Origin of the sequence: Herbaspirillum sp. C9C3 (genome assembly GCF_013359625.1) — a bacterium.
In the GTDB taxonomy this organism is placed as follows: domain Bacteria; phylum Pseudomonadota; class Gammaproteobacteria; order Burkholderiales; family Burkholderiaceae_D; genus Herbaspirillum.
Genome location: NZ_JABFMQ010000005.1, coordinates 244,999 through 259,151 on the forward strand (window position 1 = coordinate 244,999; position 14,153 = coordinate 259,151).

Below are 14,153 nucleotides of genomic sequence, written 5' to 3' on the forward strand. Positions count from 1 at the left end.
CGGGCGCTGTCCAACAAGAAAATCTGAACAGGATTGATTGAAAAATCTTATGAGCAAAAGCAGGGCGCGTTTTGCCTCAGCATGGTGCTGCCCGCACGCCGGTGCAGATCGGCGCGCAGCGCAGCCTGCAGGCGGGAGGACGGGCCATGTCAGCCAAGCGGGGCGGGCAGTCGCGCAATCTCCTGGCCCCAATTGAGTGCGAAGTCGGAAGCCGTTTCCTGGGCGATGCGCGCCACCGTTTCGGTCAGCGGATTCTCATGGTCCGAGCGGAAGCAGGCGATCAGCGCCAGCGCCGGGAACTCGGTATCGACCCGCAGCAGATGCAGGCTCTCTTCGTTGAGTTCGCGCTGGATGATGGCCGGCGGCAGGGCGGTGATGCCGAAGCCATCGGTGGCCAGCCGGATCATGGTGGCCACCGAGGCGATGCAGTTGATGTGCAAGGTGCGCTCTGCGCGCTCACTGCCCGAGAACAGTCGTTCGATCACCGCGTGCGGACCGGAATTGCGGGCGAAGCTGATGATGGGGAAGGCCGCCAGGTCGCTCAGCGAGAGCGTCTCGCTGCCGATGTCCAGCTTGGGGCTGCCGACCCAGCGCATGGGGAATTCACACAGCGCAATGTTGCTGACCTGCGGACCGATCACCGGTTCGGCCTGCAGCACCAGGTCCAGGTTGCTCTTGCTGAACTGCTCGTGCAGGTGGATGGTGGTGTCGCTGACGATCTCGATCTGCAGACGTGGAAAGGCCCGGTGCAGGCGCCCGAGAAAATCCGGAAACCAGCTGTGCACGATGGATTCGATGACGCCAATGCGAATGACGCCGGCAAAGACTTCGCGGTCGGACATGTCGTCCTTCATCTCGCGCATGAGCTTGACCATGCGCTCGGCGTGGACCAGTGCCTTGCTGCCATCGGCAGTGAGCGCCACTTCGCGCGCGCTGCGGTCGAACAGCCGTACGCCGAAATCCTGTTCGAGCGAGGCGATGCGGCTGGAAACGGCAGCCTGCGTGGTGTGCAGGCGCTCGGCGGTGAGCCTGAAATTGCGCAGCCGGGCCAGCCAGACGAAGGTTTCAAGAAAACGGATATTCATGGGCGGGCAGGACGGTATGAAGAAGCGTATTTTATCGTCTTCGCCAGGGCGCGCGCCGCGTCATTTTTGGTGCGCCGCGCCATGAATCTTCCTTCATCTGGTGCACATCTGCTGCATTTCATGCGCTCAATCGCGTGCTTCTGGTGCGTTATATCGATATTCGAATTTTGAAAGTATTTTTTCTTTACTCTCGGGGAAAATGAAAATATATTTACATTTTTTCGGCGGGACTGAAGCAAATGACATGTCCTGCACGATGATAAAGACGTCCGCATCAGCGGGCGCAACAGGACAAGAATAGTGGTGGCAGGGCTCTCTGCAAACGAAATAAATGATTTAAACGATTTATTTCTTTTGTGTTTTGTTTGCGGAGGGCGGTGAGTTCAATGACAACGGGGTAGCGGACGGTGACACATCAGCCGAAGAACATCAGTTTGCAGGGCGCCGGAGCGGTAGCACAGGCCGTGGGCAAGCTGTATCCGCAACTGTCCAAGTCGCACCGCAAGACAGCCGATTATGTGCTGGGCAATCCCTTCCGCGCCGCCACCATGACCATCGACGAACTGTCGGAAGCAGCCGGGATCTCGGTGGCCACCGCCAACCGCTTCGCCCATGCGCTGGGCTTCGATGGCTATGCCTCTTTCCGTGCCGCGCTGGTGTCGGATTTCGCCACCACCCTGGCACCGGTGGAAAAGCTGCGCGAGCAGGTACAGCGCAGCGCCACCAGCGCCGAGATCATGGCCGCGGCCTTCGACAGCGACATCGCCAACATCGAAGCCACGCGCCGCATGCTCACCGCCGAGCATTGCGAGCAGGCGGTCGACATGATCCTCTCGGCGCAGCGCGTCTTCATCACCGGCTTCGGCGCCTCGGCCTACCTGTCCGGGTTGATGGCCCATACGCTGGAACCCTACGTGCGCACCGTCAGTTCGGTGGCCATGGCGGGCGGGCCGTCGCAGGCGGCGCGGCAGTTCTTCAAGCTCGACAGCGATGACCTGGTGATCTCGATGGTGTTTCCGCGCTATGCCGCCGACACCGTCTGGCTGACCCAGCGCGCGGTGGAGAAGGGCGCGCGCGTGCTGGCCCTGACCGATACGCCCGGTTCTCCTCTGGTGCCGCTGGCCGATGTCACCCTGTATGCCCAGACCGATGGCCGCCTCTCGCCGACCTCGGATGCGGCTGCACTGATCCTGATCCAGGCGCTGTGCGATGCCGTGGCGCACCGTGCGCGCCGCTCGGTGCAGGCGGCTACGCAAATGACTGAATTCGTGCTGCCCTGGCTGTACCTGGCCCAGCAGCAACAGCGCGGTGGCTCCACGCCGGTCGCCAAGCCCGTGCGGGCGACTGCCAGGCGCGCTCCAATCAAAGGAAAGACCAACGCATGACCACTCCGGTAATTGTCATCCACGGCGGCGCAGGCACCATCACGCGCGCATCGCTCACGGTCGAGGACGAGGCCCGCTATCACCAGGCGCTCTCCGACATCGTGGCCGCCGGCCAGGCCGTACTCAATGCCGGTGGTTCGGCCCTGGAAGCCGTCACCGAAGCGGTGCGCCTGCTGGAAGACTGCCCGCTCTTCAACGCCGGCCATGGTGCCGTCTACACCAGCGAAGGCAAGCATGAGCTGGACGCCTGTGTCATGAACGGTGCCGACCTCGCCTCGGGTGCGGTGGCCTGCGTGACCAATCTGCGCAACCCCATCCTGGCTGCACGCACGGTGATGGAAAACAGCGAACACGTCCTGCTGGTGGGCCCTGCCGCCGAAGCCTTTGCGGCGCGCCACGGTGCGGTCACGGTCGAACCCGCTTACTTCCATACCGATGCCCGCCATGAGCAATGGCTGCGCGTACGCGGCCAGTCGCGCGCCATGCTGGATCATGATGCTTCCTCGTTCGCCTTCGCTGAAAAAGCCGCCGCGCCCAAGGAGCCCATCGACCCTGACCACAAGTTCGGCACTGTCGGCGCTGTCGCGCTGGATCAGTTCGGCAATCTGGCAGCGGCGACTTCGACCGGTGGCATCACCAACAAGCAACCTGGCCGCGTGGGCGATTCGCCCATCATCGGCGCTGGCTGCTATGCCAACAATGCCACCGTAGCCGTGTCGGCCACCGGCACCGGCGAAGCCTTCATGCGCACTGCCGCCTGTTATGACATCGGTGCGCGCATGGCCTACGCCGGCCAGTCGCTGGAAGAGGCCAGCCGTGCCGTGGTCTTCGAGACCTTGCCCAAGGTGGGCGGACGCGGTGGCGTGATCGCCATCGATGCCCACGGCAACCTGGCCTTGCCCTTCAATACCGAAGGCATGTACCGCGCCTATGGTCGTGGTGAACTGGCTCCGGTCACCGCCATTTACGCAGCACCGGCCTGAACGGCCGAGCAGGAGAGAATCAAGATGCAACAGTCCCAACGCGTGCTCGACGTCAGTCACCTCAACGTGCGCTTTGCCACTTCCGAGCGCACCGTCGATGCGGTGCGTGACCTGTCCTTCCACGTCGATCAGGGCGAGACCCTGGCCATCGTCGGTGAATCGGGCTCGGGCAAGTCGGTGTCGTCGCTGGCCATCATGCGCCTGATCGAACACGGCGGTGGCAAGATCGCCAGCGGCAGCCTGCAGTTCCTGCGCCGCAGCGGCCAGTCGCTGGACCTGGCGCAGGCCGACAACGCCACCATGCGCAGCATCCGGGGCGCGGAGATCGCCATGATCTTCCAGGAACCGATGACCTCGCTCAATCCGGTCTTCACCGTCGGCGAGCAGATTGCCGAATCGATCCGCCTGCACCAGGGCATGAGCCGCGCTGCCGCCCAGGCCGAGGCGCTGCGCATGCTGGAGATGGTGCGTATCCCCGAAGCGAAGCGTGTGCTGGGTCGCCATCCGCACCAATTGTCGGGCGGCATGCGCCAGCGCGTGATGATCGCCATGGCACTGTCCTGCAAGCCCTCCTTGTTGATCGCCGATGAACCGACCACCGCTCTGGATGTGACCATCCAGGCGCAGATCCTGCAACTGATCCGCTCGCTGCAGCAGGAGATGCAGATGGGCGTGATCTTCATCACCCACGACATGGGCGTGGTGGCCGAAGTGGCCGACCGTGTGGTGGTCATGTGCCGTGGCGAGAAGGTGGAAGAGAACGAAGTCCGGCAACTCTTTGCCGCCCCTGCCCATCCCTATACCCAATCCCTGCTGGCCGCCGTGCCGCGCCTGGGCTCCATGCGCGGCACCGACAAACCGCTGCGCTTTGGCATCGCCCCCCAGGCCGAGGTGCGCCCCGACCTGATCGCCAGCGAACTGCAGGCCCAGGCGGAGATTGCCGCCCAGCGCCAGCCCATCCTCAAGGTGCGCGACCTGACCACGCGTTTCGATGTCAAGAGCGGCATCTTCGGGCGCGTCAGACAGCGCGTGCATGCGGTGGAGAAGGTCAGCTTCGATCTCTACTCCGGCGAGACCCTGGCCATCGTCGGTGAATCCGGTTGCGGCAAGTCCACTACCGGGCGCTCGCTGCTGCGCCTGGTCGACATCGCCGGTGGCAAGGTCGAGTTCGGTGGTCGTGACCTGGCGCAACTGCCGCGTTCGGAATTGCGCCAGCTGCGTCGCGACATCCAGTTCATCTTCCAGGACCCGTTCGCCTCGCTGGATCCGCGCATGACGGTCGGCTATTCCATCATGGAGCCGATGCTGGTGCACGGCATGAAGGAGGGCGCGCAGCAACGCGTGGATGCCTTGCTCACCCGCGTGGGTCTCACGCCCGAGCACGGCCAGCGCTATCCGCACGAATTCTCCGGCGGCCAGCGCCAGCGCATTTGCATTGCGCGCGCCCTGGCGCTGAACCCCAAGATCGTCATCGCCGATGAATCGGTATCGGCGCTGGACGTGTCGATCCAGGCCCAGATCGTCAACCTGATGCTGGACCTGCAGGCCGAGCTGGGCATCTCCTTCATCTTCATCTCGCACGACATGGCGGTGGTGGAACGCATCAGCCACCGCGTGGCGGTGATGTACCTGGGGCAGATCGTGGAGATCGGTCCGCGCCGGGCGATTTTCGAGAATCCGCAGCACCCCTATACGCGCAAGCTGATGGCGGCCGTGCCGGTGGCCGATCCGACCCTGCGCCAGCCGGGCAAGAAACTGATGACCGATGAAATTCCCAGCCCGATCCGGCTGGTGGGCGATGAGCCCAAAGTGGAGCCTTTGCGGGAAGTGGCTCCCGGGCACTTCGTGGCCCAGCACCGTATTGCCGGCGCTTTTTGAGCGGCGGTCCGTGTTCTTGTTGTACCAAAATGCAGTCAGCGCAGTAAAACCCAACTACGTCGTACCAACCTCGCTTTACTGATCAGGAGAGACCACATGTCTACAACAGCAACTCAAAAGGGTGTATCGGCGGCCAAATGGCTGGCAGTCGCGGCCCTCGGGACCACGCTGCAGTTCGCCGCAGCGCACGCGTTTGCGGCCAAGACCGTGACGCTGGCGGTGTATTCGACCTTCACCACCATGGATCCTTATGACGCCAACGACACGCTCTCGCTGTCCATGGCCAAGTCCTTCTATCAGGGCCTGTTCGGTTTCGACAAGGACATGAAGCTGGTGCCGGTACTGGCCGAAGGCTACCTGGTCAGCAAGGATGGCCTGGAATACACCATCCGCCTGAAGCAAGGCGTGAAGTTCCAGGATGGCACCGATTTCAAGGCCGATGCGGTCAAGGCCGTCTTCGACCGCGTGACCAACCCGGACAACAAGTTGAAGCGCTACAACCTCTTCAACCGCATCGCCAAGACCGAGATCCTCAACGACTACACCGTCAAGATCGTCCTGAAGGAACCGTTCTCGGCCTTCATCAACGTGCTGGCCCACCCCTCGGCCGTGATGATCTCGCCCACCGCCCTGAAGCAATACGGCAACAAGGACATCGCCTTCCACCCGGTCGGTACCGGCCCCTTCAAGTTCGTGGAATGGAAGCAGACCGATTACGTCAAGGTCGAGAAGTTTGACGGCTACTGGAAGAAGGGCTATCCCAAGGTCGATGAAATCATCTGGAAACCGGTGGTCGACAACAACGCCCGCTCGGCCATGATGCAGACCGGCGAGGCGCAGTTCACCTATCCGCTGCCCTACGAACAGGCTGACCTGTTGAAGAGCAAGTCCAACCTGGACGTGATCTCGGCGCCCTCGATCATCCAGCGCTACATGTCGATGAACACCAAGCAGAAGCCCTTCGACAACCCCAAGGTACGCGAAGCCATCAACTACGCCATCAACAAGCAGGCACTGGTGAAGGTGGCCTTCAATGGATATGCCACGCCGATGGAAGGGGTGGTGCCGCAGGGGGTGGACTACGCCTTCAAGACCGGTCCGTGGCCGTACGATGTGAAGAAGGCCAAGGCCCTGCTGGCCGAAGCGGGCTATCCCAACGGTTTCGAAACCGAACTGTGGTCGGCCTATACCCACAGCACTGCCGTGAAGATCATCCAGTTCCTGCAGCAGCAACTGGCGCAGGTGGGCATCAAGGCCAAGATCCAGGCCCTGGAAGCCGGCCAGCGCGTGGAGCGTGTGGAAAGCTGGCAGGACCCGGCCACCGCACCGGTGCGTCTGCTCTACATCGGCTGGTCCTCTTCCACCGGCGAAGCCGACTGGGCACTGCGTCCGCTGCTGGCCTCCGAGTCCATGCCGCCGCGTCTGTACAACACCGCCTACTACAAGAACGACAAGGTGGATGCCGACATCGCCAAGGCCCTGACCCTGACCGACCGCAAGGAAAAGGAAGCGCTCTACAAGGACGCCCAGCAGCAAGTCTGGAAAGATGCGCCATGGGCCTTCCTGGTCACCGAAAAGCTGCTCTATGCCCGCAACAAGAACCTCAAGGGTGTCTACGTGATGCCTGACCAGGCGATCGATTTCGAGAACATCGAGCTGACCAAGTAAGACGGCAGTACCCGGCTGGCGGCGTGCTCATGCGCGCCGCCGGCAGCATTCCTGCGACGGGCCTGCGCCCGTTGCCGCAACAAGCAAGGCTTCGATCCACCGTGGCAGCGGCCTTCTTCAGAGAGCATCATGTTTTCCTTCGTCATCAAACGCCTGTTAGGCCTGATCCCCACGCTGTTGCTGGTGGCGGTCCTGGTTTTCCTGTTCGTGCACCTGCTGCCCGGTGATCCGGCGCGGCTGGCGGCCGGTCCCGAAGCCGACGACAAGACGGTGGCGCTGGTGCGCGCCGACCTCGGCCTGGACAAGCCCCTGCCTGAACAATTCGTGAATTTCTTCGTCAAGGCCGCCCAGGGCGACTTTGGCCGCTCCATCCGCAGCAAGCGCCCGGTCTCCGAAGAGATCGCCGCGCGCTTCTGGCCCACATTGTGGCTGACCATCGTGGCGATGATCTGGGCAGTGCTGTTCGGTCTCATCATTGGCATTTCCTCGGCCGTCTGGCGCAACAAGTGGCCGGACCGCCTGGGCATGACGCTGGCGGTATCCGGCATTTCCTTCCCGGCCTTTTCGCTGGGCATCCTGCTCATGCAGATCTTCTCGGTCAAGCTGGGCTGGCTGCCCACCGTGGGCGACGATACCTGGCGCCACTACATCCTGCCTTCGCTCACCCTGGGGGCGGCGGTGGCGGCGGTGATGGCGCGCTTCACCCGTTCCTCCTTCATCGAGATCCTGCAGGAAGACTTCGTGCGTACCGCGCGCGCCAAGGGCCTGACCGAAACCGTGGTGGTCATCAAGCACTGCCTGCGCAATGCACTCATCCCGGTGGTGACCATGATGGGTCTGCAGTTCGGCTTCCTGCTGGGAGGCTCGATCCTGGTCGAGGTGGTGTTCAACTGGCCGGGCATGGGACGCCTGCTGGTGGATGCCGTCGAGATGCGTGACTACCCCATCATCCAGGCCGAGATCCTGCTGTTCTCGCTGGAATTCATTTTCATCAACCTGGTGGTGGACGTGCTCTATGCCGTGATCAACCCCAGCATTCGTTTCAAGTGAGGGGAATCATGTCGCTCTCCAATTCGCCTCTGGCCGCCACATCCGAAACCGGTGCGCCCCTGCCGCCGCCCGATCCGGCCGCCGTTGCGGCCTCCGGCCAGAAGATTCGCACTCCCTGGCGCGAGTTCTGGCGCAAGTTCAAGAAGCAGCGCCTGGCTGTCTATGCGGGCGTGTTCATCCTGCTGCTGATCCTCGTCGCCATCATCGCGCCCTGGATCGTTCCCTTCGATCCCGAGAATTTCTTCGACTACGATGCACTGAACTCGCCGCCCACCTGGGTCCACTGGTTCGGCGTCGATTCGCTGGGCCGTGACATCTTCAGTCGGATCCTGATGGGGGCCCGCATCTCGCTGGCCTCGGGCTTCTTCTCGGTGGCCATCGGCGCGGTGATCGGTACCGTCTTCGGTTTGCTGGCCGGGTACTACGAAGGTTGGTGGGACCGCATCACCATGCGTATCTGCGACGTGCTGTTCGCCTTCCCCGGTATCCTGCTGGCCATCGGCATCGTTGCCATTCTGGGCGGTGGCATGATCAACGTCATCATCTCGGTGTCGGTGTTCAGCATCCCGGCCTTTGCGCGCCTGGTGCGCGGCAATACCCTGCAACTGAAGAACCTCACCTACATCGAGGCGACCCGCAGCATCGGCGCGTCCGACATGACCATCATGTGGAAGCACATCTTCCCCGGCACCATCTCGGCCATCGTGGTGTATTTCACCATGCGCATCGGTACCTCCATCATCACCGCTGCCGGCCTGTCCTTCCTGGGCCTGGGGGCGCAGTCGCCGACGCCGGAATGGGGGTTGATGTTGAACGAAGCCCGTGCCGACATGGTCACCTCGCCGCACGTGGCGCTGGTGCCCAGCATCGCCATCTTCCTCACCGTGCTGGCCTTCAATCTGCTGGGGGACGGCTTGCGTGACGCGCTTGATCCCAAGATCGACCAGCGTTGATGATGAACTTGCAGGTCCCGCATATCGGCCCACTGCCGGCCGGTCCACGCAACAGCATCTGCGATGTGGCCGGCGTCACGGTCGGTCATTGCACGCTGGCGGCCGGTGCAGTGCAGACCGGTGTGACCGTGATTGCCCCGCATGGCGGCAATCTCTTCACCCACAAGCTGCCCGCTGCTGCGGCCGTCATCAATGGCTTCGGCAAGAGCGCCGGGCTGGTGCAGCTGGAGGAGCTGGGTTTGCTGGAAACGCCCATTGCGCTCTCCAATACCTTTGCTGTCGGTGCGCTGCTCAATGCGCAGATCGCGCATGCGCTGCGGGCCAATCCTGAATGCGGGCGCAGCCTGCCTACGGTCAATGCGCTGGTGCTGGAATGCAATGACGGCTATCTGAATGACTTGCAGGCCATGGCGGTACAGCCCGCGCACTTCGAGGCGGCCCTGCAGGCTTTGTCGACTGAAGTGATGCAAGGCTCGGTCGGGGCAGGGCGGGGCATGTCCAGCTTCGGTCTCAAGGGCGGCATCGGGACGGCTTCACGCGTGGCCAGTCCCGGTGCTTCGTCGCAGACCTATACCGTCGGGGCAATGGTCTTGTCCAACTTCGGCCGCCTGTCAGAACTGATCCTGGCCGGTGATCCGCTCGGCGCGCGACTGGCCGCTGCCGAAACGCCCGATGCGGCGCCCGAGAAGGGCTCCATCATCATGGTCCTGGCGACCGATGCGCCGCTGGATGCACGGCAACTGAAGCGCCTGGCCACCCGCGCCGGTGCCGGTCTGGCGCGGACCGGATCGGCCTATGGACATGGCAGCGGCGATATCGCATTGGCCTTCTCGACCGCCCAACGCATCGAGGCAGACGCCGACTGCCTGCAAATGACCCTGCTGGCCGATCACCTGCTGGACCCGCTGTTCCATGCCGCCGCCGACAGCGTGGAGCAGGCCATCGTGCATGCGCTCTTCGCGGCCGAGACGGTGCGCGGGCGCGATGGCAACGTGCGGATCAGCCTGCGTGATCGGCTGGCTGAGCACCCCGATTTACCTGGAAAAACCTCTCTATGAACAAACGCGTCAACATCCTGGTTTCCGTCGACATCGAAGGCGTGGCGGGGGTCTTCCATCCCGAGCAGACCCGCGCCGGCAATGGCGAATATGAACGTGCGCGCCGCTGGATGACCGAGGAAGCCAATGCCGTCATCCGTGGTGCGCTGGCTGCCGGTGCCACGGCCATCAAGGCCAACGACGCGCACGGCGGCTATCGCAATCTCTTGCCCGACCTGCTGCACCCGCAGGCGCGCATGGTGCTGGGCAAGCCGCGCGTGCTGGGCATGATGGGTGGTGTGGATCAGGAGATCGATGCCGTCATGCTGGTGGGCTACCATTCGCGCGCCCAGGGGCGCGGCATTTTGGCGCACACCACCAACAGCTTCGCCTTTGCCCGCGTCTGGCTGGACGGGCAGGAGCTGGGCGAGGCCGGGCTCTACGGTGCGCTGGCCGCCGAGTATGGCGTGCCGGTGATCTTTGGCAGCGGCGATGATGCCTTCATCGAAGAGAACCAGCCCCTGTTCCCGCATGCGGTGTTTGCCGAGACCAAGAAGGCCTACGGCGCCAACAGTGGCGACTCGCTCACGCCGCAGCAATCCTGCGTGCTACTGGAAGAGCGAGCCCGCCAGGCGGTGGCCGCACTGGTTGCCAACCCGGCTGCCATGCCGGTGTTGCCCCTGCGCGGCCCGCTGCGCTGCCGCCTGCAGACGCAGACGGTGGCGCAGGCCGATCTCTTCAGTCAGTTGCCGATCCTGGAGCGCAGCGATAACGTCACCGTCGAATTCGATGCCCCGACTGCGGAATATGCGGTGCGTGTGCTCAACAGTTTGTCGGCGATGTCGGCCATGCTGCGCTGATCACGTCAACTCTCATTTGATGGAGCGTTGACGCTCATTTGGGAAGATTCTAAGATGAGAGTCCGAACCTGACCAAATGAGAGGTTGACCATGGCAACACGCGCCGCTGTCGCATCCGCTGCCAGCAAGCGTTCTGCCGGCCTGGGGGCCAAGCCGCGCGACTTCGAGCGTTTCGCCCGGATGGACCCGATCAGCCAGGGCCGCATCATCCGCGACGGCATGGACGCCATCATCGCCGAGCGCGTGGCGCGAGAGCTGTTGCAGATTCCTTTGCAGACCCTGCTGGCTGGCCTGGGCCTGCCCAGTTCCACCATCCTGCGCAAGATTTCCCGCAAGGAACGGCTGTCCGGTTCGGAATCGGACCGTATCGCCCGCGTGCTCTACATCCGCGAGCAGGCGGCCGATGTGTTCGAGGATGAGGGCCTGGCTGCAGAATGGATGCGCCGCGCCAATGCCGCGCTCGGTGGCTTGACGCCGCTGGAAGTGCTCGATACCCAGCCGGGTTATGACCGGGTCCGTGACATTCTGTCGCGCATTGCCTTCGGGATCGCCGCTTGAAAGTCTATCGCCTGGCCAAGGAGAAGCCGGGGCATTACGCTGCCGATGACTTGTCCGGCAATGGCGCTGCCTTGAGCGGCGGGCGCTGGAATCCGCGCGGATCGCGCGTGCTCTACACCTGCTGCAGCGCGTCGACGGCCTTGCTGGAATCGCTGGTGCACATGGCCGGGCTGATGCCTCGGGCGCATTACTACCTGGTCGTGCTGGAAGTCCCGGATGCCGAGGTGCGCAAGGCCTACGTGCCAGGCCTGCCGCCGGACTGGGCCGATATCGCGCGCGATCCGGCCAGTACGGCCGCCCTCGGCCAGCACTGGATCGAACAGGGCAAGCACCTGGTGATGAAGCTGCCTTCGGTGGTCAGCCCGACCGATTTCAATCTCTTGCTCAATCCCTTGCATCCACAGATGGCGAGCGTCAAGGTGCTGGAAAAGATGCCGTTCCGGTTTGACGCCCGGCTGTTCGGCTGAGCGGTCTTCCCGTTTCTGTCGTCAGCGTGCCTTGCTCTCGATGAGCTTGACCAGCGCATACACGGTCAGGTTGACGGGGGTAGCGATGCCATGCGCCTGCGCGCGCCGCACGATGTAGCCGTTGAGGTGATCGATCTCGCTGGGCTTGCCGCGCGCCAGGTCCTGAGCCGTTGAAGAAAACTGCGCGGGCATGGTCTCGATGATCTTGCGTACGGCCACGTCCACATCGCCCGTCAGGGTCACGCCTTCAGCCGCCGCCACGGCCTTGCATTCGGCTACCAGGTAGCCCATCACCTCCAGCACGCCCACGCCTTCGACCAGCTTGCCGTAAGGCAGCTGGGTGATGGCCGAGAGGGCGTTGTAGGCGCAGTTGATGATGAGCTTCAGCCACAGCGCACCACGCACGTTGTCGGAAATCTCGGTGGGCACACCGGCGGCGATGAACGCATCGGCTGCCTGCTGGCTGCGTGCAGCGGGTTCGATCACCAGTTCGCCACGGCCATGGTGCTTGACGTGGCCAGGGCCGGCCATCTCGGTGGCAACGTAGACCACGGCGGCCGATACCGGTTGCGGGATCACGGTGCGCAGGCGCTCGGCATTGTCGGTGCCGTTCTGCAATGTCAGCACCAGCGTGTCGGGCGCGAGGTGCGCTCGCAGTTGCGCGCCGGCCGTTTCGGTATCGGGGGATTTGACGCAGAACAGGACCAGATCGGCCCCGGCTGCGATGGCCGGATCGGTGCTGGCCTTGACGGGGATGGTCTCGTCGAAGGTCCTGGCTTCCAGTCGCAAGCCCTTGGTGTTGAAGGCTTCCACGTGCTGTGGCCGGCCGATCAGGACCACTTCGTGTCCCGCCCGCGCCAGCATCCCGGCGAAATAACATCCCACGGCACCTGCGCCCATCACGGCTACTTTCATGTGTGTCTCCCTGCCTGGAAAATTGAAGTCAGGCGGGAAGCCTAACACAGCACCGGCGCGCTTTCAGCGGCGGGTCAGGATTGGACAGGGGAGAGGGGCGTGCCGGGAGTCAGACAGCTGTCGTTGCATCGATAAAGCTCAGGCCAATCTTCACGTGAGCAGACCGAGGACGCACCCGACGAAGGTCTATCGTCCCGACGAAGAAGGCTCGGACGGCACCGGTTTGAGTGGAGCAGGCGGTCGATTATCTTGAACGTATCGAATGGGCGGCGGCGGAGGGGGCGGTGGAATCTTCTTTGTTTCGCTCATTGACTTCTCCAGTTTGATGGGTGCGGTGATCAATACACGTACAGGTGAGTTTTTTTCCTGCTTGTTCAATCCGGCAAAGTAAAACACCATCAGGGCAAACGTGGCATACATTCCGGCATGAATGAGAAATTTCAGCGTGAGGTGCAGATGATAAGCCCTCGTATCGTTGGCGATCGCATTGACTGACGATGTGCGACCGTATTGTTCGGATAACATGGAGCGAAACGCGTCTCTGGCAAGCTCGTCAGCGTTTTCGAGATGCTGATAGAAGCCGTAACATTCTGATTTGTAGCGAGTCCAGAACACGCCAGGCGCTACGAATTGATACTCGGTTCCCCATGCAGCCTTGATGAAATACGAGGTGCCAAGAAAGATGAAGGAGCCTGAGAAAAAATAACATCCGTAAAAGACATGGAGCCAGGTTCCAGAGGCGGTCCGATCAAGATTTTGCAGCATGAAGCCCAGGATGCCGACCATCGCAACCCCGATGGCGAATGGCATTTGGAGCCGTGCATTTACCTTGTCCCGAATATCCACTTCGTGGAAATACAGCTTCTCGCAGAGCCCGAATAATTCGTCATTGATGCTCTTGCTCTTTTCATCTGCAGACATGATCTTGACCTCTCGTGTTCGCGGGACCGCTTTGTGCCCAACCCTCGCCACAGGCCGGCGAGCTTGGTGACCTTACTACTGTCTCAAGGGCCGTTCACGATCGAGGAGCAATACGCGGGAGGAAGTCGAAAATTTTGTATGTCACCCTAGGGCCTGTTCACATTAAATCTGCATCTCGCAGATTTAATGTGAACAGGCCCTAGTAGCCGCTTGTAGTCAGCTACCACGAGGCGATACTGCGCCGATGCAGAAGACGTGCGACGCCGCTTGGTAGTCGCACTTTGAAGTTAGAACCCATTTCATAAATAGGCGTGAGTGCGAGCAATTCGCCCAAACGGGCCGCTCCCTCCGGGTTCTGTCCAGAAAGGGCGCTGGCCGCGTTGCGCTCCTTGC

Annotated in this window: 13 protein-coding genes; 10 read left to right on the top strand and 3 right to left on the bottom strand. The window is 62.5% G+C overall.

Annotation, left to right across the window (positions count from 1 at the left end; all coding sequences use genetic code 11):
• Window positions 1-149: 149 nt before the first annotated feature.
• Window positions 150-1,085, bottom strand: a complete 936-nt coding sequence (locus HNO82_RS07695; RefSeq protein WP_175343276.1) for a LysR family transcriptional regulator — start codon at window positions 1,083-1,085, stop codon at window positions 150-152.
• A 407-nt stretch (window positions 1,086-1,492) separates the two neighbouring features.
• On the opposite strand from HNO82_RS07695, the gene HNO82_RS07700 reads away from it, so the two are divergent.
• From HNO82_RS07700 to HNO82_RS07745, 10 genes are all read left to right on the top strand, one after another.
• Entirely contained in the window at window positions 1,493-2,470 is a 978-nt protein-coding gene (locus tag HNO82_RS07700) for a MurR/RpiR family transcriptional regulator (protein WP_034350173.1), read from the top strand.
• On the top strand, window positions 2,467-3,453 hold the full coding sequence (locus HNO82_RS07705; protein ID WP_175343277.1) for an isoaspartyl peptidase/L-asparaginase family protein: 987 nt from the start codon (window positions 2,467-2,469) through the stop codon (window positions 3,451-3,453). Before HNO82_RS07700 ends, HNO82_RS07705 begins: the two co-directional genes overlap by 4 nt.
• A 24-nt stretch (window positions 3,454-3,477) precedes the next feature.
• Window positions 3,478-5,331, top strand: a complete 1,854-nt coding sequence (locus HNO82_RS07710) for a dipeptide ABC transporter ATP-binding protein (RefSeq protein WP_008327759.1) — start codon at window positions 3,478-3,480, stop codon at window positions 5,329-5,331.
• A 96-nt stretch (window positions 5,332-5,427) separates the two neighbouring features.
• Window positions 5,428-6,999: a glutathione ABC transporter substrate-binding protein GsiB gene (gsiB, locus tag HNO82_RS07715; protein ID WP_008327761.1), complete on the top strand. Its 1,572-nt coding sequence runs from the start codon at window positions 5,428-5,430 to the stop codon at window positions 6,997-6,999.
• 129 nt (window positions 7,000-7,128) lie between these two features.
• Window positions 7,129-8,049, top strand: a complete 921-nt coding sequence (gene gsiC / locus HNO82_RS07720; protein ID WP_008327762.1) for a glutathione ABC transporter permease GsiC — start codon at window positions 7,129-7,131, stop codon at window positions 8,047-8,049.
• Between the two features lie 8 nt (window positions 8,050-8,057).
• Window positions 8,058-9,002, top strand: a complete 945-nt coding sequence (gene gsiD / locus HNO82_RS07725; protein ID WP_008327763.1) for a glutathione ABC transporter permease GsiD — start codon at window positions 8,058-8,060, stop codon at window positions 9,000-9,002.
• Complete coding sequence (locus HNO82_RS07730) at window positions 9,002-10,060, top strand: DmpA family aminopeptidase (RefSeq protein WP_008327764.1); 1,059 nt, start codon at window positions 9,002-9,004, stop codon at window positions 10,058-10,060. The genes gsiD and HNO82_RS07730 overlap by 1 nt, the downstream gene beginning before the upstream one ends.
• Entirely contained in the window at window positions 10,057-10,899 is an 843-nt protein-coding gene (locus tag HNO82_RS07735) for a M55 family metallopeptidase (protein ID WP_175343278.1), read from the top strand. The genes HNO82_RS07730 and HNO82_RS07735 overlap by 4 nt, the downstream gene beginning before the upstream one ends.
• 90 nt (window positions 10,900-10,989) lie before the next feature.
• On the top strand, window positions 10,990-11,457 hold the full coding sequence (locus HNO82_RS07740; protein ID WP_008327767.1) for an Xre family toxin-antitoxin system antitoxin: 468 nt from the start codon (window positions 10,990-10,992) through the stop codon (window positions 11,455-11,457).
• Complete coding sequence (locus tag HNO82_RS07745; RefSeq protein ID WP_175343279.1) at window positions 11,454-11,924, top strand: RES family NAD+ phosphorylase; 471 nt, start codon at window positions 11,454-11,456, stop codon at window positions 11,922-11,924. The genes HNO82_RS07740 and HNO82_RS07745 overlap by 4 nt, the downstream gene beginning before the upstream one ends.
• A 21-nt stretch (window positions 11,925-11,945) precedes the next feature.
• Here HNO82_RS07745 and HNO82_RS07750 read toward each other — a convergent pair whose 3' ends face one another.
• Window positions 11,946-12,839 carry a ketopantoate reductase family protein gene (locus HNO82_RS07750; RefSeq protein WP_175343280.1) on the bottom strand — a complete coding sequence of 298 codons (894 nt, stop codon included), beginning with the start codon at window positions 12,837-12,839 and terminating at the stop codon, window positions 11,946-11,948.
• Window positions 12,840-13,025: 186 nt separating this feature from the next.
• Entirely contained in the window at window positions 13,026-13,760 is a 735-nt protein-coding gene (locus tag HNO82_RS07755; protein WP_175343281.1) for a hypothetical protein, read from the bottom strand.
• Window positions 13,761-14,153: the final 393 nt, after the last annotated feature.

What these genes read in the sequence shown, in the direction of transcription:
- HNO82_RS07695 (WP_175343276.1), bottom strand. Translation starts at nt 1,085, where the DNA reads ATGAATATCCGTTTTCTTGAAACCTTCGTCTGGCTGGCCCGGCTGCGC.
- HNO82_RS07705 (WP_175343277.1), top strand. Translation starts at nt 2,467, where the DNA reads ATGACCACTCCGGTAATTGTCATCCACGGCGGCGCAGGCACCATCACG.
- HNO82_RS07710 (WP_008327759.1), top strand. Translation starts at nt 3,478, where the DNA reads ATGCAACAGTCCCAACGCGTGCTCGACGTCAGTCACCTCAACGTGCGC.
- gsiB (WP_008327761.1), top strand. Translation starts at nt 5,428, where the DNA reads ATGTCTACAACAGCAACTCAAAAGGGTGTATCGGCGGCCAAATGGCTG.
- gsiC (WP_008327762.1), top strand. Translation starts at nt 7,129, where the DNA reads ATGTTTTCCTTCGTCATCAAACGCCTGTTAGGCCTGATCCCCACGCTG.
- gsiD (WP_008327763.1), top strand. Translation starts at nt 8,058, where the DNA reads ATGTCGCTCTCCAATTCGCCTCTGGCCGCCACATCCGAAACCGGTGCG.
- HNO82_RS07730 (WP_008327764.1), top strand. Translation starts at nt 9,002, where the DNA reads ATGATGAACTTGCAGGTCCCGCATATCGGCCCACTGCCGGCCGGTCCA.
- HNO82_RS07735 (WP_175343278.1), top strand. Translation starts at nt 10,057, where the DNA reads ATGAACAAACGCGTCAACATCCTGGTTTCCGTCGACATCGAAGGCGTG.
- HNO82_RS07740 (WP_008327767.1), top strand. Translation starts at nt 10,990, where the DNA reads ATGGCAACACGCGCCGCTGTCGCATCCGCTGCCAGCAAGCGTTCTGCC.
- HNO82_RS07750 (WP_175343280.1), bottom strand. Translation starts at nt 12,839, where the DNA reads ATGAAAGTAGCCGTGATGGGCGCAGGTGCCGTGGGATGTTATTTCGCC.
- HNO82_RS07755 (WP_175343281.1), bottom strand. Translation starts at nt 13,760, where the DNA reads ATGTCTGCAGATGAAAAGAGCAAGAGCATCAATGACGAATTATTCGGG.